At 38.8% G+C, this 19,335-nt stretch carries 20 protein-coding genes; 8 read left to right on the plus strand and 12 right to left on the minus strand.

The genetic code is table 11. The features are described 5' to 3' along the window. Positions 1-113 precede the first annotated feature (113 nt). Complete coding sequence (locus ACRPLQ_RS16240) at positions 114-1,538, minus strand: phospholipase D family protein (protein ID WP_165635958.1); 1,425 nt, start codon at positions 1,536-1,538, stop codon at positions 114-116. Positions 1,539-1,710: 172 nt separating this feature from the next. Here ACRPLQ_RS16240 and ACRPLQ_RS16245 point away from each other — a divergent pair, with 172 nt between their 5' ends. After that, positions 1,711-1,977, plus strand: coding sequence for a hypothetical protein (locus ACRPLQ_RS16245; RefSeq protein ID WP_028413557.1), 267 nt, complete (start codon positions 1,711-1,713; stop codon positions 1,975-1,977). 2 nt (positions 1,978-1,979) lie between these two features. On the opposite strand, the gene ACRPLQ_RS16250 is transcribed toward ACRPLQ_RS16245, so the two are convergent. The 3 genes from ACRPLQ_RS16250 to ACRPLQ_RS16260 form a co-directional block, all read right to left on the minus strand. Beyond that, positions 1,980-2,579: a DUF3298 and DUF4163 domain-containing protein gene (locus ACRPLQ_RS16250; protein WP_165635957.1), complete on the minus strand. Its 600-nt coding sequence runs from the start codon at positions 2,577-2,579 to the stop codon at positions 1,980-1,982. Between the two features lie 110 nt (positions 2,580-2,689). Then, complete coding sequence (gene folD, locus ACRPLQ_RS16255) at positions 2,690-3,544, minus strand: bifunctional methylenetetrahydrofolate dehydrogenase/methenyltetrahydrofolate cyclohydrolase FolD (protein WP_028408722.1); 855 nt, start codon at positions 3,542-3,544, stop codon at positions 2,690-2,692. Between the two features lie 248 nt (positions 3,545-3,792). Next, positions 3,793-5,193, minus strand: a complete 1,401-nt coding sequence (locus ACRPLQ_RS16260; protein WP_034265692.1) for a tannase/feruloyl esterase family alpha/beta hydrolase — start codon at positions 5,191-5,193, stop codon at positions 3,793-3,795. Positions 5,194-5,395: 202 nt separating this feature from the next. Between ACRPLQ_RS16260 and ACRPLQ_RS16265 the strand changes: the two genes are divergently transcribed. Both ACRPLQ_RS16265 and ACRPLQ_RS16270 read left to right on the plus strand, forming a co-directional pair. Then, complete coding sequence (locus tag ACRPLQ_RS16265) at positions 5,396-5,866, plus strand: staygreen family protein (RefSeq protein ID WP_165635956.1); 471 nt, start codon at positions 5,396-5,398, stop codon at positions 5,864-5,866. 52 nt (positions 5,867-5,918) lie between these two features. Further along, positions 5,919-6,398 carry a hypothetical protein gene (locus tag ACRPLQ_RS16270; RefSeq protein WP_047751087.1) on the plus strand — a complete coding sequence of 160 codons (480 nt, stop codon included), beginning with the start codon at positions 5,919-5,921 and terminating at the stop codon, positions 6,396-6,398. 33 nt (positions 6,399-6,431) lie between these two features. Here the strand turns inward: ACRPLQ_RS16270 and gltD are convergent, their stop codons facing one another. Beyond that, positions 6,432-7,913, minus strand: a complete 1,482-nt coding sequence (gene gltD / locus ACRPLQ_RS16275) for a glutamate synthase small subunit (protein WP_013082931.1) — start codon at positions 7,911-7,913, stop codon at positions 6,432-6,434. Between the two features lie 16 nt (positions 7,914-7,929). Beyond that, positions 7,930-12,483 (minus strand): glutamate synthase large subunit, encoded by a 4,554-nt coding sequence (gltB, locus tag ACRPLQ_RS16280; RefSeq protein ID WP_432236170.1) that lies wholly within the window; start codon positions 12,481-12,483, stop codon positions 7,930-7,932. 134 nt (positions 12,484-12,617) lie between these two features. On the opposite strand from gltB, the gene ACRPLQ_RS16285 reads away from it, so the two are divergent. Further along, on the plus strand, positions 12,618-13,520 hold the full coding sequence (locus ACRPLQ_RS16285; protein WP_013056801.1) for a LysR family transcriptional regulator: 903 nt from the start codon (positions 12,618-12,620) through the stop codon (positions 13,518-13,520). Positions 13,521-13,680: 160 nt separating this feature from the next. Then, the gene (locus ACRPLQ_RS16290) at positions 13,681-14,751 is read left to right on the plus strand and encodes a DUF3900 domain-containing protein (RefSeq protein WP_028413563.1); all 1,071 of its coding nucleotides are present in this window, start codon (positions 13,681-13,683) and stop codon (positions 14,749-14,751) included. Positions 14,752-14,823: 72 nt separating this feature from the next. Here the strand turns inward: ACRPLQ_RS16290 and ACRPLQ_RS16295 are convergent, their stop codons facing one another. Further along, a complete protein-coding gene (locus ACRPLQ_RS16295) occupies positions 14,824-15,003 on the minus strand; it encodes a small acid-soluble spore protein H (protein WP_028413564.1) in 180 nt (59 codons plus the stop codon). 77 nt (positions 15,004-15,080) lie between these two features. After that, a complete protein-coding gene (locus tag ACRPLQ_RS16300; RefSeq protein WP_028413565.1) occupies positions 15,081-15,440 on the minus strand; it encodes a hypothetical protein in 360 nt (119 codons plus the stop codon). A 221-nt stretch (positions 15,441-15,661) separates the two neighbouring features. On the opposite strand from ACRPLQ_RS16300, the gene ACRPLQ_RS16305 reads away from it, so the two are divergent. The 3 genes from ACRPLQ_RS16305 (at position 15,662) to ACRPLQ_RS16315 (ending at position 16,600) form a co-directional block, all read left to right on the plus strand. Beyond that, positions 15,662-15,970 carry a flagellar hook-associated protein FlgK gene (locus ACRPLQ_RS16305; protein ID WP_013056797.1) on the plus strand — a complete coding sequence of 103 codons (309 nt, stop codon included), beginning with the start codon at positions 15,662-15,664 and terminating at the stop codon, positions 15,968-15,970. A gap of 141 nt (positions 15,971-16,111) precedes the next feature. Then, positions 16,112-16,258: a hypothetical protein gene (locus ACRPLQ_RS16310; protein WP_098626789.1), complete on the plus strand. Its 147-nt coding sequence runs from the start codon at positions 16,112-16,114 to the stop codon at positions 16,256-16,258. A 129-nt stretch (positions 16,259-16,387) separates the two neighbouring features. Further along, positions 16,388-16,600: a hypothetical protein gene (locus ACRPLQ_RS16315; RefSeq protein WP_028413567.1), complete on the plus strand. Its 213-nt coding sequence runs from the start codon at positions 16,388-16,390 to the stop codon at positions 16,598-16,600. A gap of 60 nt (positions 16,601-16,660) precedes the next feature. On the opposite strand, the gene ACRPLQ_RS16320 is transcribed toward ACRPLQ_RS16315, so the two are convergent. From ACRPLQ_RS16320 to ACRPLQ_RS16335, 4 genes are all read right to left on the minus strand, one after another. After that, the gene (locus ACRPLQ_RS16320; RefSeq protein ID WP_033578828.1) at positions 16,661-17,095 is read right to left on the minus strand and encodes a MerR family transcriptional regulator; all 435 of its coding nucleotides are present in this window, start codon (positions 17,093-17,095) and stop codon (positions 16,661-16,663) included. Positions 17,096-17,619: 524 nt separating this feature from the next. Further along, on the minus strand, positions 17,620-18,228 hold the full coding sequence (locus tag ACRPLQ_RS16325) for a methyltransferase (RefSeq protein ID WP_028413569.1): 609 nt from the start codon (positions 18,226-18,228) through the stop codon (positions 17,620-17,622). Positions 18,229-18,296: 68 nt separating this feature from the next. Beyond that, the gene (locus ACRPLQ_RS16330) at positions 18,297-18,473 is read right to left on the minus strand and encodes a hypothetical protein (RefSeq protein WP_165573411.1); all 177 of its coding nucleotides are present in this window, start codon (positions 18,471-18,473) and stop codon (positions 18,297-18,299) included. Between the two features lie 95 nt (positions 18,474-18,568). Next, positions 18,569-19,183 (minus strand): poly-gamma-glutamate hydrolase family protein, encoded by a 615-nt coding sequence (locus ACRPLQ_RS16335; RefSeq protein ID WP_230624623.1) that lies wholly within the window; start codon positions 19,181-19,183, stop codon positions 18,569-18,571. Between the last annotated feature and the right edge of the window lie 152 nt (positions 19,184-19,335).

Here is a 19,335-nt window from a genome sequence, read left to right on the forward strand (position 1 = left end):
GTCACCGGTACAATATCGGCAACTGGTCGTTTAAAAGGTGTTTTGATCCCTGTCTCAAAAACAGGGGTCAGTCCCAATGTTCATTGAGTGCTTTTTGTTCTACTGCCGGTTATTTAAATAAACTCCTTAAAAAACCTCGTTACTTTTGCAAGGGTATACAGTAAGGTACGCTTCATAACAGGCTCTTCTTTCTTTTGGATTTCAGGAGGTTTAACCCAGCGCTTGTGATTGGCAATAAGAATACTTTTATCCATTTTGTTTTCCATCGCCATCGTCAACTCTTTTGCAAATTTTTGACTATCGATAATGACCATTGATTCGTTATTCAAAAATGTAGAACGGGAATCTAAATTAAAAGAGCCTACGGCGCTAAGTCTTTGATCATAAATCACAGACTTTGCATGGATCGAATAAGGTCCTTGGTATTCGTAAAGCTTTACACCTGTCTTCATAATCGTATCACGCATACTAATATATCCGGAAAAAGCCAACACATTGGGCGTAGATGTAACTGAATTTGTGAGTAGCGTCCATTTAACGTCTGGCTTCTTTTTCATGGCTGTATACTTTCTCATCGCATTGGTGGGCACCACATAAGGACTTTGAATAAGAACAGAGCGGTTAGCTTCTTCTGCTAGGTTAATAAACGTTTTCCACATAAAAGGTCGTTTATTAAAGCGTTCAATTGGATTATGAATAAAAGAAACACGCTTTGTAGAAACGGTGGAAGCATTCCAATTAATCTTGGGGGTCGCAAACGTTTCTCCTACTTGCTTAGCTTTATCATATTGCTGCAGCAGCAAAGCTTTCATCCTCTTCCCCTGATCAACCTGGTACTGTGTGAGATGATGAAAAGCTTTTTTAGTGTAAGGATGAGCCCATAATTCATTTATATAATTTTGCATTTGAGTGATGACGCTATCTTGTTTATGTTTACTGTTTGTAATAAAGACATCACGATCATAGACGAAGTCTGGAGGAGGCTTTTTAGCCAAATATTTGTCCCCTATATTCCGTCCCCCTATTATGCCTAGCTGTCCGTCTACAACCATTATTTTGTCATGCATACGATTTTGCCACGCCCAAGGTTTAAACAATTGAAACGGTTCGTAATACTTCACTTCAATATTAGGATGTGAAGCTAATGCATAGAGCACGCCCCTTCGGTTTCCCCGTAAGCCGTTAGCTATCCCATCCAAAAGAACGCGAGTATGGACGCCTCGATCAGCTGCTTTAAAAAGAGCGGCCATAATTAAATCAGTTGACTCTCCTTTTCCTATTGAGTAATAAGCAATATCAATCGATTTCTCAGCTTGTTGAATCATTTGAATACGAACTCTTCCTGCCTCATAACCATCTTCAAGAAGTCTCACTCGGTCCGTAGACTCACTGTGACCAAAAAAGCTAGCCGGTTTAATTGAGGTCGTTTCCTCTCCTATTTTTAAAGGTACATAAAAGAGAACCACCGCCGTTATAACCACATACAGAATATATAAAGATAAAATAATAAGTAATCCTTTGAATGCTATTTTTATCATCGCAACTCCAGCTTTTTGTCTTTTTCTGTTATCGTTCACAAATAATGATCATTACATGCAAGAAACTGCTTCCTTGATTACTTTGCGCTTTGTTCTTTTGACACATTTATTTTTTCTGATTCACTATTTGTATAGTATGCTAGTACATATCATAGAAAAAAGGATGATGGTGATGGAGGAATATTCTTTTCGTTTTCATATTACAGATTCTTACCCTTTGCAAAATGAAAACGATAAAATAGAAGCTGTTGTACGCACCAAAATCAAGCATGCGGAGCGAGGATGCTTGTACGAGGGTTATCTTCGTGTTCATATCACTAAAATCGGGGTGTTTCCTGTAGCAAAAGATATTGCTGAAGCGATTGGCGTTCGTTCGCTTCGTCAGCAGTTAGCGGCCGAATTAAAAAGATACGTACGGCCGCACCGCAATTTTTTATAACTTTATCCAAACATTTGTCCAAGTGGACTTTCATCTGTAATAATATCTTGAATAGCATAGATAGAAATTGGAAAGTAAGGAATTCCATATGCGTAAGGAGCCAGGTCATACAGCTGATAAAATAGTACAAGTGATTTATCGGCGATATAAAAATCCTGATCTGGTTTAATTCCTTTATATTCTCCAAGAACCATAATATCGCGCTCTTTTATTTGCGCTCCTACTATTTTAGAAAGAACACTTACGTAATTACTGTCTTTTTTAAACAAATCTTTTAGTTGATACGTTTTTCCAGTCAGCACATTAAACGTTAACGGAACTACCACGGTCAATCCGTGCGCTCCCCCGGAATAAGCAAAATTGACAAGCGTTAAGCTGAGCACATTTCGCTCGTTTGTTTTCAACTCATAATAACCCGTTTCTTCTGTATCCGGATTTTCTCCATATCCCTGCTGACGAATTAATTCATTCGTACGCTGCAAGATTTTACTGTTAATGCTGTGCTGAACCGCTGGATTAGTCAAATGAACAGCTGGATAGTAAACGTTTAACTTTTTCTTCACTATTTGTTGAGAATATACCGTTGCAGGTAACGTAACCATCGCTTCCTCCTCTTTCTATACAGAATGTTACATTCTATTCTTTTAGCTTTCATTCCATTACTGAAGCAAAAAAATCCCGTGCATATACGCACGGGATTTTTAACTTTCTATTATTTTACGTTGTTAATTGTTTTAGCAGCGTCTACCGTATTTTTTAATAGCATTGTGATGGTCATCGGACCAACGCCGCCTGGTACTGGTGTGATATAACCTGCAACTTCTAAAGCCGCTTCGTAATCAACATCACCAACGAGTTTACCATTTTCCATTGTGTTACCTACATCAATTACAATGGCACCCGGCTTAATATCATCTGCTTTGATAAGTCTAGGTTGTCCTACAGCTGACACAAGAATATCAGCTTGTTTTGTTAAAGCAGATAAATCTTTTGTGCGAGAGTGAGCAATTGTTACCGTTGCACTTTCTTGAAGTAACAGCATGGATACTGGTTTACCAACAATATTGCTTCGTCCAATTACTACCGCATGTTTACCTGAAATTTCTTCACCTGAACGTTTAATTAACTCAACGATACCGTGTGGTGTACATGGTAAATAGCACTCATCGCCAATGACCATATTCCCTACGCTTACTGGGTGGAAGCCATCTACATCTTTTTTAGGAGATACAGCATTTAATACTGCTTTTTCATCAATATGTTTTGGTAATGGAAGTTGAATAAGAATACCATGAACAGATGGATTTCCATTCAAGTGATGGATTTCGTTTAAAAGCTCTTCTTCCGTAATCGTTACGTCACGTTTGATAATTTCAGACGCAACACCGATTTCTTCACAAGCCTTTGCTTTTGCTTTTACATATGATTGGGAAGCAGGATTTTCTCCTACTAAAATTACGGTTAAACCAGGAACGATACCTTTTGTTTTTAATTGAGCTACCTCTTCTTTTAATGCGGCGCGCAGTTCTTGCGCTACTTCTTTTCCTTTAATTACTTTCGCTGTCATGATGTTTTTTGCTCCTTTCAACTGTAGCCATTTAATAAATGTACGAATTATAGTTATTAATCTAACACAAAAGTTCGGTTTTGTTCAATGTTTTTATTATTTTTATTTTAAATAGATAAAAATAAATAACAAATAACGTATATTCCATTCTTATCGCACTATAATATTTTGTATTCATAGAAGCTGTTTTTATTCAAATGTTGCTTTTCTAAATTAAAAACCGCGCCTTCGGCACGGTTTTCGACAATTTATTTTTTTGTTGATATGCTTTTCTTTGTAGTCAACGGCAGCACGTCTTCCTCTGTTTTTAGATCCTTTACATGCATTTCCTTGAGAGGCACACTTATTTTCTTATTTTTCGGAGGTTCTTCAAAATTCTCCACCCAATCACATAGCAGTTCAAATCCTTGATACACATAAGGAAGGAGAGGCTGAAGCTTTCGATCTGGATCAATTTGATGATTCCATACTAAGCTATCAATATGGTTTCCATTTTCAATTACGTAGTGACGATGAAGGTGCTGCTTACCAGAATCTTTTACCAGTTGTTCATAAGGATAAGCATGAATATCCGGAAAAATAAGAGCATCTAACGACCCTGTAATGCTTATCAACGGAACGGAAATATCACCTGTATTTTCAATTTCACGAACTTTTTGCTTAACATCTTGTGGTCTTTCTTGATAATCATACTTTTTAAAAATAGAATCTAACGAACGATCTCTAACTCCGTTTTCAAAAAGCGTCAAGTATTTTTGCCACGGAATGCTTCCAGGTGCTTGACTGTCAAACTCATCTCTATATATATTAAGCGTTAAAAACCAATAATACTGGTCATGATATGGCCATAAAAACTCAGATCCTTTTGGCAACCCTGCTTGATACAACCGGTGCAAAGCTTCTTTTTGCGATTCACCTACCGTATACAGTGCTTCTTCGGCATGATTTACAACAGGTGTTAGGGAAGTGATCAAGTTATCGTGATCAGCTCGCCACATAACCCCTTCCCATTCAACCCCTCCATTAAAAAGCTGAGGCTCTCCATTTTTCCCATCGTTTTCTAAAGCATAGCGAACAACATAACCCCCATTAGAAATACCTAAAGCATACGTTTTTATATCAAAATATTCTGTCACTTCTTTCTGGAGTTTGTGACGATAATTTTCAAACAAAAATCTCTGAGCAATTTTTGTCACTTCTCGGTATTGAATATGCCATTTTCTAATGGAGTCTTCTTCTTTGACTAGAGCGTTTTTTGCTTTAGCAAATGGATCATCTCTCACTTCTTCTCCCTGTGTCCCTTTATCAGAAGCAGCAAACGCAAACCCTTTTGCCAACACATAGTCGCTGAACAGTAAATCCGTTGATTTCTCATCTCTGGTAGCTGGAACTCCCGACATAACTAACTTTCCATTCCAGTCATCAGGAATTCGAATGAGAAATTTACCACCATCAACTTCACCTTCTACTTGAACGCCCGTTATTTCTTCAGGCTGATACATGTAATACCATCCATTTTTTTCTTCTTTTGTTCCCCAATAGATAGGAGCCAGCCCAATGTTCCCATAGGCAGTCGCTGCTTGAAATTGAAGAGGGTTTTTAGTCGTTAACCAGTTTCCATACTTACCGTCAAACGTTGTGATATTCAAGTGATAACCTCCATTCACATTTGCTTTTGAAGACAATCTTCGGGGACTGTACACGCATAATTTTAGTTAAATATTACCATTATTTTCTCGAAAAGTACATCAAAACGCCTTTGTTGCAGAAAGAAAGTAGACATTTATCACATCTGAGCCCATAGCGCCGTATAATATTGAAATTTATTCAAAAAAAGGAGTGTCAATGACTATGAGTTCGTTTAATTCTTCAAAACTCTCTACGACTCTCATTCCCCCTGCTACTTCCTCCTATCCGGTTTCTGGAAGAAAATATACTCTTACTCATTCTGATACAACCGGTCAGCTTTTTTTAAACATCGGATGCTCATATAACAACAAGGCGATAGATAAAAATATGCGTGATGAAGTACTAGCTGCTCTTCACGTAACAGACCGACAAGCAGTTATTCAAGGCGAAGTTTTTGTTAGCGGAGGTGAGTTCAGCCGCGAGCAAGCACAGCTTCGTTATCACATTTTCCGCCGGGAGCTTCCGCTTGCTTTAGAAGCAATATTTTACGGAGACCAAGCGTTTTTTCAACATTATCCAGACTTGCTAAATACACCGATTTACATTTATTTCGTATCGACTTATCAAGAATTTAGAGGGTGGTCCTATTATCAAACCCCTAAATTTTATTTAAAACAAACATGCAGCAGCTAGCACGCTAGTGCATAAACTAATGGGAAATGAACGAGGAAGGTGTGAATATCTCATGTACAGTCAATGGGTTTACCCCTATATGCCGCGCTACTACCATCCAGTGGTTCCTACTACGAATGAAAATTATTTGGAACCTTATAGATACAATGAAGACTTATTTTCTTATATCCTGCATGAAGAAGAGGAAGTTAGATCTACACGCGATGTAGACAGAGTGATGAAAATTTTAAAACGCCAGTATCAGTCCATCTACAGAGATGCTCAACGAGGCGGGATGGATAGCAAACTAACAGAATACTTATTTCGTTCCATTGTAAGATTTGTTGATGATAACTATAACAATTACAGCGGATCTATTAACGAACGCGTCGAAAAAGCCGCGCGACAGCTGAAAAAACGTGATCCCTGGATATTTGAACTTTTTAACTTATACAGCGTTTCCCCTGTTTCACAAGTTCGAATTACTAACACGATTTTAACCGTTTCATTTGAAAATTTACGTAGAGGAAATGAAGTGCCAAATCCTAGATAAACAAAAAACCGCCACAATTGTGACGGTTTTTTGTTATGGTAATACAGTTGCTCCCATTAGATGGCTATCAACTTGTTTAGCTACTTCACGACCTTCATGAATAGCCCATACGATTAAACTTTGCCCACGACGAGCATCACCAGCAGCAAAAACACCTTCAACATTTGTTTTGTAATTTCCATACGCTGCATCTACGCGACGATTTTTCGTTTCAACACCAAACGCTGATAGAACCGGATGCTCTGGACCTTCAAACCCAATCGCAATAAAGACAAGCTGAGCTGGCCATACTTTTTCTGTTCCTGGAATTTCGGTAAAGATGTACTGTCCATTTTCACCTTTTACTTTTTCCATTTGAACCGTATGAAGTTCTTTTAGATTACCTTGCTCATCTGCCACGATTTTTTTCGTTTGAATTGAATATTCACGTGGATCGTCCCCAAATTTCGCCTGTGCTTCTTCATAAGCATATTCAAGATTAAATACATGTGGATATTCAGGCCACATATTATCTGCCGTACGCTCAGCAGGAAGCTGAGGATGTTTACCAAACTGAACAACACTGCGGCATTTTTGACGAAGAGCAGTAGCTACACAGTCAGCTCCCGTGTCTCCGCCTCCAATAACAATAACGTCTTTTCCTTCAGCATCAATAAATTGACCATCTTTGAAGTTAGAATCTAAAAGGCTTTTTGTTGAAGTTGTTAAGTAGTCCATTGCAAAGTGAACTCCTTTTGCTTCACGACCTTCTAATACTAGATCTCTTTGCTTCTGAGCTCCTGTACACAAAATGACAGCATCATATTGTTCTTTTAACTCTTCAGCAGTAATGTCTTTTCCAACTTCGGTATTCGTTACAAAATCAATACCTTCTTGTGTCAATAAGCGAACACGTCTTTCCACTACTTCTTTATCTAGCTTCATATTTGGAATTCCATATGTTAATAAACCACCGGCACGATCTGCTCTTTCATATACCGTTACTGAATGACCCGCTTGATTCAGCTGATCTGCGCTCGCTAAGCCTGCTGGCCCAGAGCCAATAACAGCAATTTTTTTGCCTGTTCTTTTCTCCGGAATACGCGGAGTAATCCACCCATTCTCAAACCCTTTATCAATAATAGCGCGTTCGATATTCTTGATCGAAACCGCTGGGTCTGAAATAGCAAGCGTACAGGAACCTTCACACGGAGCAGGACAAACGCGCCCTGTAAACTCCGGGAAGTTGTTCGTTTTCATTAAACGCTCTAAAGCTTCTTTCCAGCGTCCTTTATAAACTAAATCATTCCACTCTGGAATTAAGTTATAGATTGGACATCCAGAAGTAAAAGCATTAATATCCATTCCCATGTGGCAAAAAGGTGTGCCACAATCCATACATCGTGCTCCTTGACGGCTTAGCGCTTCATCAGATAAAGGAGCAGCATACTCTTTCCAATCACCTAAACGTTTTAACGGGTCACGTTCCTTCCCTTTTTCACGTTTGATTTCCATAAATCCTGTTGGTTTTCCCATCGTACTCTCCCCTTTCTTACTGAGCTACCGCTTCTTGTTGTTTTGCCGATGCTTTCTTTTCTTGTTTTGCATTTTCCTCAAACGCACTCATAGCTGCTTCTTCTTCCGTTAACCCAGCTGCTTTTTGCTCTTCAATGCGATTCATCATGCGTTTATAATCATTCGGAATCACTTTTACAAATTTCGAAAGCGATTCTTCCCAATTTTCTAATACAAATGCTGCTTTATGACTGTCAGTATATTTTAGGTGATTTGCAATCATCTCTTTTACTTCTTCTGCTTCTTCTCCTTTTAAGCTCTCAAACCCAATCATGTCTTTATTACAAAGGTTTTTGAATGCTTCTTGATCATCAGCAAATACGTAAGCAATACCGCCAGACATTCCCGCACCGAAGTTTTTACCTACATCACCTAATACGACAACGCGTCCGCCAGTCATATATTCACAGCCATGATCGCCAATTCCTTCAACCACTACGTTCACACCGCTGTTACGAACCGCAAAACGTTCTCCTGCTAGCCCGCTAACATAAGCTTCACCGCTTGTTGCACCGTAAAATGCCACGTTCCCGACGATAACATTTTCACCTGACACAGCTGTTGTTTCCTTAGGTGGAGCAACGATGATTTTACCTCCTGATAATCCTTTTCCGATATAATCATTTGCATCTCCAGTTAGATACATAGACATTCCTTTTGGAACAAATGCACCAAAACTTTGTCCTGCAGAGCCAGTGAATCGAAGAGTAATCGTATCTTCTGGCAGACCTTTCTCACCGTAACGTTTTGTAACTTCACTTCCTACAATTGTTCCAGCTACACGGTTAATATTAGAAATTGGCAGTTCTAACTCGACTTGATACTTATGCTCGATTGCTTGCTGTACCGCTGGCAAGATTTTTTGCATATCAAGAGATTCGTCAATTTTATGGTTTTGAGGTGTTTTAAAAGTACGTACACCTTCAGCTTGATATAAAAGAGTTGTTAAGTCTAAGTGCTGCGCCTTCCAGTGATTTTTTGCACGTTCGCTAACGCTTAATACGTCTGTACGTCCAACCATTTCATCTACTGTTTTAAATCCAAGTTCAGCCATAATTTCGCGTACTTCTTGTGCAACAAATTTCATATAGTTAACGATGTGATCCGCTTCTCCTAGGAACTTTTTACGAAGCTCTGGGTTTTGCGTCGCCACTCCAACTGGACATGTATCTAAGTGACACGCACGCATCATGATACAGCCTAAAACAATTAAAGGCGCCGTAGCAAAACCAAACTCTTCTGCTCCTAAAAGTGCTGCCATGACTACATCTTTACCCGTCATTAATTTCCCGTCTGTTTCAAGCACTACCTTTTCGCGAAGACCGTTTAACATAAGCGTTTGATGAGCTTCCGCTAAGCCCAGTTCCCACGGTAGTCCCGTATGTTTAATACTTGTTTTTGGAGATGCTCCCGTACCTCCGTCGTAGCCGCTAATAACGATAACGTCCGCTACTCCTTTTGCTACTCCGGCAGCAATCGTTCCTACTCCTGCTTTTGAAACGAGTTTGACGCTGATTCGTGCATCACGGTTTATATTTTTTAAGTCATGAATAAGCTGTGCTAAATCTTCAATCGAGTAAATATCGTGGTGTGGAGGAGGTGAAATTAAGCCTACTCCTGGCGTTGATCCACGCACATCTGCTACCCATGGATATACTTTGTTTCCTGGAAGCTGACCGCCTTCTCCGGGTTTTGCACCTTGTGCCATTTTAATTTGAAGCTCATCCGCATTCACAAGGTAATGACTTTTCACTCCAAAACGGCCAGAAGCAATCTGTTTAATCGCACTGCGGCGATTATCTCCATTTTCATCCACAGTGTAGCGGCTAGGGTGCTCGCCACCTTCTCCACTGTTACTGCGTGCGCCTAAACGGTTCATCGCAATCGCTAATGTTTCATGAGCTTCTTGACTTAAAGATCCAAACGACATAGCACCTGATTTAAAACGTTTTACAATCGAATCAACTGATTCCACTTCATCAATGGAGATAGATGAACGCGTTCCATTAAACGAGAATAGGTTGCGCAAGAAACCGATGCGTTCTTCATTAGCCGATTCAGAGAATTTTTTAAATAAGCTGTAATCTCCCTTACGGCAAGCCCACTGCAGCGTGTGAATTGTTTTTGGATTAAACGCATGATGCTCGCCCGTGTGTCTCCACTGGAAGTCACTTCCTGACTCTAACGTTTGCTCAATTGTTTCAACATAAGCATTGTCGTGACGCGTTTTCGCTTCTTTTGCAATAACATCTAAACCGATACCGCCAAGTTGCGAGGCAGTACCTGTAAAATATTGCTCGATAACCTCTGCACTGATTCCAACTGCTTCAAAAATTTGTGCGCCCCGATAACTTTGCACCGTTGAAATGCCCATTTTAGACATTACTTTTACAACACCTTCAGTAACGGCTTTTACATATTTCTCAACAGCATAGTCATACGATACGTTCAACGTACCTGCGTTAATTTCATTTTGATATGTTGCAAAAGTAAGATATGGATTAATTGCGTCTGCTCCGTAACCAATCAGTGCTGCAAAATGGTGCACTTCGCGCGCTTCTCCTGTTTCCACTACAATGCTCGCTTTTGTACGGTTTCCTTTTCGCACTAGGTGCTGGTGCAGCCCGCTGACCGCTAATAAAGCTGGAATGGCTACAGAGTGAGCTCCCGCTTCACGGTCTGTCAGAACAAGAATGCTAGCGCCTGCGTTAATTGCCGCTTCAGCTTCAGCAAATACGCGATCAAGATCTGCTTTTAAATCATTTGTGAACACCGAAGAAATAACAGCACTTTTGAAATCTGGATGAATGGCAGACTTCAGCTGATGAGTTTGATCGTTTGTTAAAACCGGCGTCTCAAGCTGAATTCGATGAATGTTTTCTTTGGTTGGATGCAGTAAATTCCCTTCTGCACCAAGCAACGTCATTGTTGATGTAACCAACTGTTCACGAATAGCGTCAATCGGTGGGTTCGTTACTTGAGCAAACAGCTGCTTAAAGTAATTGAACAGCGATTGAGGACGATCAGACAACACGGCTAATGGAGTATCATTACCCATTGAACCAAGCGGATCTTTTCCTTCTGTAATAACTGGAACTAAATATTTATGAATATCTTCATACGTGTAGCCAAATGACTTCTGGCGAATGACCAAATCATCGAAGTATTCAGATTTTTCTTCCTGCACTTCTGGCAACGTTACCAGCTGTTCATCTAACCATTCTTGATAAGGCTCAGCCTGTGCCATTTCAGATTTAATTTCTTCACCTGAAATAATTCGGCCTTCTTCTAAATCGATTAGAAGCATTTTACCTGGGCTTAAACGATCTTTATATAACACATTTTCATCTTCAACATCAATGACGCCTACTTCTGATGAAAGTATGATGTAATCATCTTTTGTAACATAATAGCGAGCTGGACGTAAACCGTTACGGTCTAAAATAGCACCGATTTGCTTTCCATCCGTAAACGAAATAGCAGTCGGACCATCCCATGGCTCCATTAATGCGCTATGATACTCATAGAAAGCACGTTTTTCTTTTGACATGTGCGGATTCTCAGACCAAGGCTCTGGAATAAGCATCATCGCTGCATGGGCTGGCTTGCGGCCGGCCAATACAAAAAACTCTAGCGCATTATCTAACATGGATGAGTCGCTTCCTTCAGCATCTAAAATTGGAAGAACCTTCGGCAAATCCTTACCAAATGCGTCCGAAACAAACTGCTGTTCACGCGCTCTCATCCAGTTTTGATTACCGCGAAGCGTATTGATTTCACCGTTGTGAATTAAATAACGGTTTGGATGTGCTCTTTCCCAGCTTGGGAACGTGTTTGTGCTAAAGCGAGAATGCACTAAAGCAAACGCTGAAGTAAAGTCTTCATCTTGTAGGTCAAGATAAAAAGCATCCACTTGTTCAGGTGTTAACAACCCTTTGTACACAATTGTTCTGCTTGAAAGACTTGTAAAATAAAAACGGTTTTGACGTGCCTGCGCCCAATTTTCCGCTTGCTTACGAATAACATATAGCTTGCGCTCAAACGCTAAGTCATCTTGAATACTGTCATTTGCCCCAATAAATACTTGTCGTACGTATGGACAGCTTTCTTTTGCAACTTTTCCGATTTTTCCGACATTTACAGGCACAGTTCTCCAACCTAATAACGTTTGTCCCTCTTCTTCAATTAATTTATTAATATAAGCTTCAATTTCTCGACGCTCGTCTTCATTATTTGAGAAAAAGATCATTCCAACTCCATAACGACCGTTTTCTGGCAAGTTCAGTTCAACGCATGTCTTTTTAAAGAACGCGTGTGGAATTTGTACCATTAATCCAGCTCCATCTCCTGTTAGCGGATCACTTCCCTGTCCGCCTCGATGGTCAAGCTGGCAAAGCATGTTTAGTCCTTTTTTAACGATATCATGTGACGCTACGCCTTTCAATTGAGCGTATAGTCCGATTCCACATGCATCGTGCTCAAATTCAGGACGGTAGAGACCTTGAGCTTTTGGCATTTGATTGTATGTCATCTTCTTCTCCCCCGTTCGTTTTCTTTATCTTTTTAAGATCACCTGTTTACATTGTAAGTTTTCAAATCAATATAAACAATATATAATTTAGATAAAACTAATCTAATTTTGATATATATAGATGGAGGATGCTTATGGAACTGCGTCAATTACGCTATTTTATGGAAGTTGCAAAAAGAGAACACGTATCTGAGGCGGCAGAATATCTGCATGTAGCTCAATCAGCAATCAGCCGTCAAATCGCGAACCTGGAATCTGAGCTAGGTGTTAGTTTATTCAAACGTGAAGGAAGAAATGTCAAGTTAACAGCAATAGGAAAAGTCTTTCTTGAGCATACGGAGACGGCCATGAAAGCTATTGACTATGCGAAAGAACAAATTGATGAATACTTGGATCCCGAAAGAGGAACGATTAAAATCGGATTTCCAACAAGTCTTGCTAGTCACCTTCTACCTACTATTATATCAGCCTTTAAAGAAGAGCACCCAAATGTTGCTTTTCATCTTAGACAAGGTTCGTACAAATTTTTAATTGAATCGGTTAAAAAAAGAGATATCAATATCGCTTTTTTAGGCCCTGTACCTGTAGAAGATCAGAGTATTGAAGGGCATATTCTATTCACTGAAAATCTTTTAGCCCTTGTTCCTTCTCATCACCCGCTCGCTGAACGGGATAACATTCGGCTGCGGGATTTAAGAAATGAAGATTTTGTGCTATTTCCAAAAGGATTCATTTTACATAAAATGGCCTTTGACGCTTGCAAACAAGCAGGATTCATGCCCAATATTTCATCTGAAGGAGAAGATTTAGATGCGATTAAAGGTCTTGTATCTGCAGGAATTGGCGTGACGCTTCTTCCTGAAAGTACAGTGTCTGAAACGACTCCTCGTTTTACGACTAAACTTCCTATTCATACGCCGCAGCTTCAGCGGACAGTCGGAATGATTATTCCTAGAAATCGTGATTTAGCACCTTCTGATAAAATTTTTTATAAGTTTGTCAAAACCTTTTTTGAACGTTTGGAACAGTATAAATAAGAGAGGCCCCCTGCCTCTCCTATTCTTTGCTTTATACACTATTCCTCAGCTGATCAATTGTATAAATAGATCTTTTTCCCCTAAAGCTAACAGGCATTGACGCTTACCAGACTCTTTCTTATACTGAAGTAACTGACTAAAAAGAAACAAGGTGACTGCTATGGATTTTAAAATTAATTTTTTATCATTTTACGTAATACAAGTAGAAGGAAAAGAAGAACAGGCCTCTAAACAATATAAGCATTTTCAAACGCTTGATACGGAAGAATATGAAGAAAGTTCCATTAAAGATTTTTTAGACGGTGAATTTAAAAAAATTGTAAAGCGCAAAGTAGAGCGACACCCCAAAGCAGAACAAGTGCCTACAAAGCTCGGGTATTTTATAGTTGAACCGGGACACGCTCTCGACTCAAACCCTAATTATAATTTATTTCACCGCACTCGTTTTGCCACAACCAAAGAAGAATTTGAAGAAAACAGCGAACAGTTTATCAATGCGTACCTTGATACTGCAGCCGTTCGAGGAGGAGCATTTTTAGTGGTATCTGCTGTTCCAAGAAAATATTTTGATCATGCTTTTGTGTTTATTTTAAAATGTGACTTCGAACCAAAAGTGGCTTCAATTTCAGATGAATCAACCCTTATTCGTCACGTAGAAATGGCGATTACTACTAAAAACATGAAATCCATTCAATACCCATACATGCCTGAAGAAGGCATGGTGGAAGAAAGCGAACTCGTTATCCACCAAGCGTCTCACGCCCGTTATTTTGAAGACTTTTTGAAATTCATTGATTACAACGAGCCCATGCCTGAGATTATGAAAACACAAGTGATGGATATGGTGCGTGAACACGTCAGCGAAACGCTTGAAGCAGAAAGCGTAGAGCTTGAACAGTTTGAATCAGACATGGAACTGTGGGCAACAAGCGAAAAGCGTGAGCTTCAAGAACGTTTGGATACCCATCAAGTCATGGAAGCCGCTGCTCATATCGTCGAGCATACGCCTGATGCCGAGCTAAAAATGAAGCTTGGCGAAACCGAGATTAAAGGACTGTTAGCTGATTTTGGGGAGAATATTCACTTAGCGAAAGTGAACGGACGCTACGTGGCGTTAATTGAAGCGGAATCGATTCTGTTTGAAAAAGGCGCGTCTCCGATTGAGTTTCATAAGCCTGGTGATTTGCACGGGATTATTGAGAAAATCAACAGTAAGAAATGGGAAGAATAAATAAAAGGAAGAGAGCTGTGTATCTGCTCTCTTCCTTTTATTTAACTGAACTAGTAGCTCTATTTATCCACCTTAATTCTCTACTAATTGACTCACCGCAACATTTTGTTCATTTTCCGGCTGACCTAGCGGATAAATTCTTGCCGTATCATTTTCTTCGCTTACATGTTGAATATAAACGGCCGTATCGTTATACGTAACGTTAGCCATAACGGGTGAATCAGCAATTTGTTTTGCTCGCTGCTTGTCCACGTTTCTTCCCCCCTCTATGCTGATATACATATAAGGTTTGCTTAAAGAATGGATGATATTCGCCGTTTATAATCGTTCTAGCGCTTTTTAGCGGTGCGGTAGCCAAGGTAAAAGATGAAAGAAGTATAGATAATAAATGCAGCTCCAGCTAGCAAGATCATTTTGTGATGATGCCAAAGGTCTACGTATGTTTTGATGAAGACCCCTTTTGTAAGTAAAATATATTGATACACAATAAAACCAACCGCCAAAGCAAGAAACAGCACGCGAAACAAACGAATGAAATCAATGTTAGATAAAATGGAAGCAGCTTTTACCCAAGGCGATGTAGGAGGCGGAGCTTTTTTGGTGCTGCGGCTCTTCGGCTTTTGTTTCTTTGCAGGCGGAGCTTTTGATTCTTCTATTTTAGGTGCTGGTTTTTGTTTCCCTTGAGCCATCGGTCACTTTCCCTCTTTCTTAAATAAAGTGTCTAAAAAAGAAGCTTTTCTATTTTGCATATTCAAGAAAGGGTTTGCTATCTCCTTTTTCCTCCTAAAAATATTTTCCTTTTTTAAAATACAGAATGTCTTTAGGTATGTGCCTATAGCATTTTTCTTATCTTCGCATACGTTATATCGTGTTTGATTTGAAGTTACTATTTAAAAGGAGCGGTGCCCTAATGAACCCTTATTATTTCAACCCTGGATATATTCCTCAGCAAGTTGATTACTCAGTTCAACAATACTATCCCCCTTACGTACCACAGCATGAAGAATACGATGAAAGACAGCAGCTTCAAAATCTTGGAGGATTTGAACGAAGAATTCGTGCTCTTGAGAGACAAAATGAGGAGCAAGTCAGAGAAATTACTCGCTTAAATCGAGTTGTGGAGCGACATACTGACCGTATAAACAGATTAAATCAGCGCTTACGCAATGTAGAAAGAAGACTTAACATTCCATTTACAGCAAGCCAGGACGGATTTTAAACTTACCTTAAGCATTCCCGTTTCTTTTGAGCGAGAATGCTTTTTTACATATCTTCCGTCGTTTTTGATAGCACGAAGGATATTTGATTAAACTTTACATAAAATAAAATTCGACTATAAAAAAGAAAAGGAGAAAATCACATGAAATCCCCTGTTGTTATTTGTCCTAACTGTCATTCTCAAAAAGAGCTCGCTACCGTTTTAACTGCTCAGTCCAATCAAAACGTTATCTATATATGCTCAGCTTGCGGCTATAAGCTGACAAACATTAAAACAAGCAAAGGATAACCAGTATCTCTCCCCTCACTTAGTACCTATACTTAATACGTTCTTCTGTCCACATACAAAAATTAACGTTTACGTAAATGTTATTAATTTTGTATACTGATAGTATTATGGGAAAGGGAGTTGAAGAAATTGAAGTTTAAAATGAAGGAACGCGGGCAGCTGCATTTGAGTCCGGAAGGAAAACAATTGATTTTAGACTTATACGAATCAAATATGATGGAATCTGTAAATGAAGCTTTGGATGCTGAAACAAGAAGCTTTCACAGCGGAAAAGCCGACGGGATACAGGCTATTCTACTTCTTTTAGGGGTACAGCTAGAAGAAAACTCTTCACAATCATAAATAAATTCCCTATAAAACACATAAAAGCAGACGCACTCTTCTGGTGAATGCGCCTGCTTTTTATGATTCTTCCTGCTCGAATTTTACAATTGCAGCCTTAGCACGATCTCTCAGTGACAGAAGGTCAGACTCTACTTTTAAGATGTTTTTCTTTTTCTGTTCAATCAGCTTGAGCTGCTCTTCTACCGTATGTAACACTTGCTCTAACTTTTCTTTTTGTTGACTTGTTCCTTTCACTTGCCTATAATCCATCTTTTGTATTTCAAGAGTATCACTTAAAGCAAGAAATTCCTGTAATTCTTGAAGTGAAAAACCCATGACTTCTTTGGCATTCGTAATTTTCTTTAAGAATTCTACGTGTTCTTCCGTGTACAGACGAAATCCACCTTCACTTCTTGGAGGTGCTGGCATCAGTCCAATTTGTTCATAATAACGAATCGTACGTTTTGTTAAACCGCTTTGCTTCGCTACATCATCTATTTTTAGTTCACTCATTTTTAAATCCCCTTTAATCAATTAACAATGTCAACTTTTCGTACTTTTTACTATTATACACTAACGCTAGATATCTCAAAACAAATCTGAACAGCTGTGCACTTATTTAAAAATAAATAAGCAATTTCTTCACCCTTTTTTAGAGTAAAAAAATTGCTTATACAGTATATGCTGGGTTCTTTTCTCTAAAACCTTATCATAAATGCCGCTTCTGTTAATTTACGATTTAGCATACAAATTAATAAATTTGTTTTTGAGACTTCTTATTTCTATCGACTAAATGTTTATTAACTTGTATGTAGCCTTCTCTTTCTGTACTAGCCCCGCCTGCGCTGAGTACACCGATAGCCACGCATGCTATCCAACCTAGTTTCATTATAACAGAAAGCGCTTACATAATAAAGTGTTATGCTTTAATTTCTAAAAAGTTATAAATAAAATCAGCAGGTCTTTTTCTAGCCCCTGCTGATTTGTTAAATAGAACGAGCGACGATACACCTTTATGAAATAGTAAATAAGTCGTCTTAATAAGCTACTTTATAAATCAAAAACCGTTCATATGGATTTTTACGATTCAACTCTGGCAGCATTACCTCTTCTTTTAAAATGAAAGAAGGGTGTTTTTCGAGATGATGAAGATAATCCTCTGAGCTATAATACAAAATTAAATCAATCTCGCGCTTATTCTCTTCCCACGAAAGCAAAATATTGTTCACTACTTGGATAAAAATTTGAACTGAAAAAGGATTAAAAAAATAAAAGCAGTTGTCTAGTGGGTGAATCTTATATTCCTGGGCTAAACAACACTGAAAATAAATATGACTTTTTCGGCCCTTGGCTTTTTTTAAATAGCGCCTCTGATTATCTATGGCCTGCTCATAGAAGTGCTCATTCATTTCTATCCCTACAGCGGTGGCATTACATAGGTAGTTCACATAAAAATTCAGCCTTCCTTTCCCACACCCGAAGTCGACAATTCTATCGCTGCTTGTTAGCTCATACTGACTGAAAAGTGCTTCTAATGCACTATAAGGCGTGGGTTCATAACGATGGTAATGAAATGAATCATTAAATCCCTTTTGTTCTCCCGTTGTTTTTATATTTAACAAAGCGTCATAATATTGTTCATTCATGGCCAATCTCCTGTTTATAGTTGTCGAAAAAGAGAAAGAAGGACAGATGTCCTTCTTTCTCTTTTTACTCACTCTACTTTTACGCGCATTTCTGATATTTTAAGACCAATCTCTTCGATTAACTGCACAGCTTCCGCTCGTTTTTGATCATCTAATGTGCTGATTTCTGGTATGTCTATGCTTTTTAAATATCGATAAGAGGCTTTAAGTCGTTCTAGGGTATCTTCTTGGTCAAACTTTTTCATGATTATCTCCTCCAGTTTATGTAGTTACTATATGTATACCACAAACATGTCCGTAATAAATCTAACCTGTTTAATAAATACTAAACGTATCTGATTTATCTAAGAGGAAATGCACTTCTAATAGCTGATATATACTCAAAAAATTCCTGGGTTTTAGAATTTTTACGTTCATTTCTCGTGTTAGTTGAAAAAAAAGCTTCTCTTTGCGCTTTACTTATCTCAATTTGCACACCCATCCGCCTAGCTGTTTTATTGGTTATATTTCTAGGGCTTGTACCGGAAACAGGATCTTGATCTGATAAAATTTCTGTACTAAAGCCTTTAGAAACAAGCGCTTCATGTATTTTGGACCTTAACGCTTTGTCAGCACCGCCGATTTTAGTATGCTTTTCACTTTTGTCGTTGTATCCATGAAAAGATACTGCATAGTCTTCTTTTGATATAATCGTTAACGCATGAGGTTCATCAAAATGAGTGGATGTGATATGAAGATCAGCATTTCCTGATTTCTTTAACCCTTCAAATATATAGTACGAGTATTCGTTGCCCGCTAGGCCAACAGCAAGTTCGGATGTTCCAGTTTCGATACCTCCGCCGTGTATCGCGAGCATAATAATGTTAGAAGGTCTGATTTCAAATTGAATTTTGTAGTCTTGATTGTATACTTCATAAGAGGCAAGTTCAGAGAAGCTAGCATATTTATCTGGCATCATATATCCTCCTTGTGAATAAGACATAGTAAATAAACTTATTAGTTCTTTCTTTAATGTACCACATCTTTTCTTTCATCACATACTATGTGATTGCAATTACCAATAAATATGGTACGATTAAGTTCGAGTTTCTTGCTCGTTAAAAGTTC

The sequence above is a fragment of the Priestia sp. TRN 1309 genome (genome assembly GCF_050846875.1).
In the GTDB taxonomy this organism is placed as follows: domain Bacteria; phylum Bacillota; class Bacilli; order Bacillales; family Bacillaceae_H; genus Priestia; species Priestia zanthoxyli.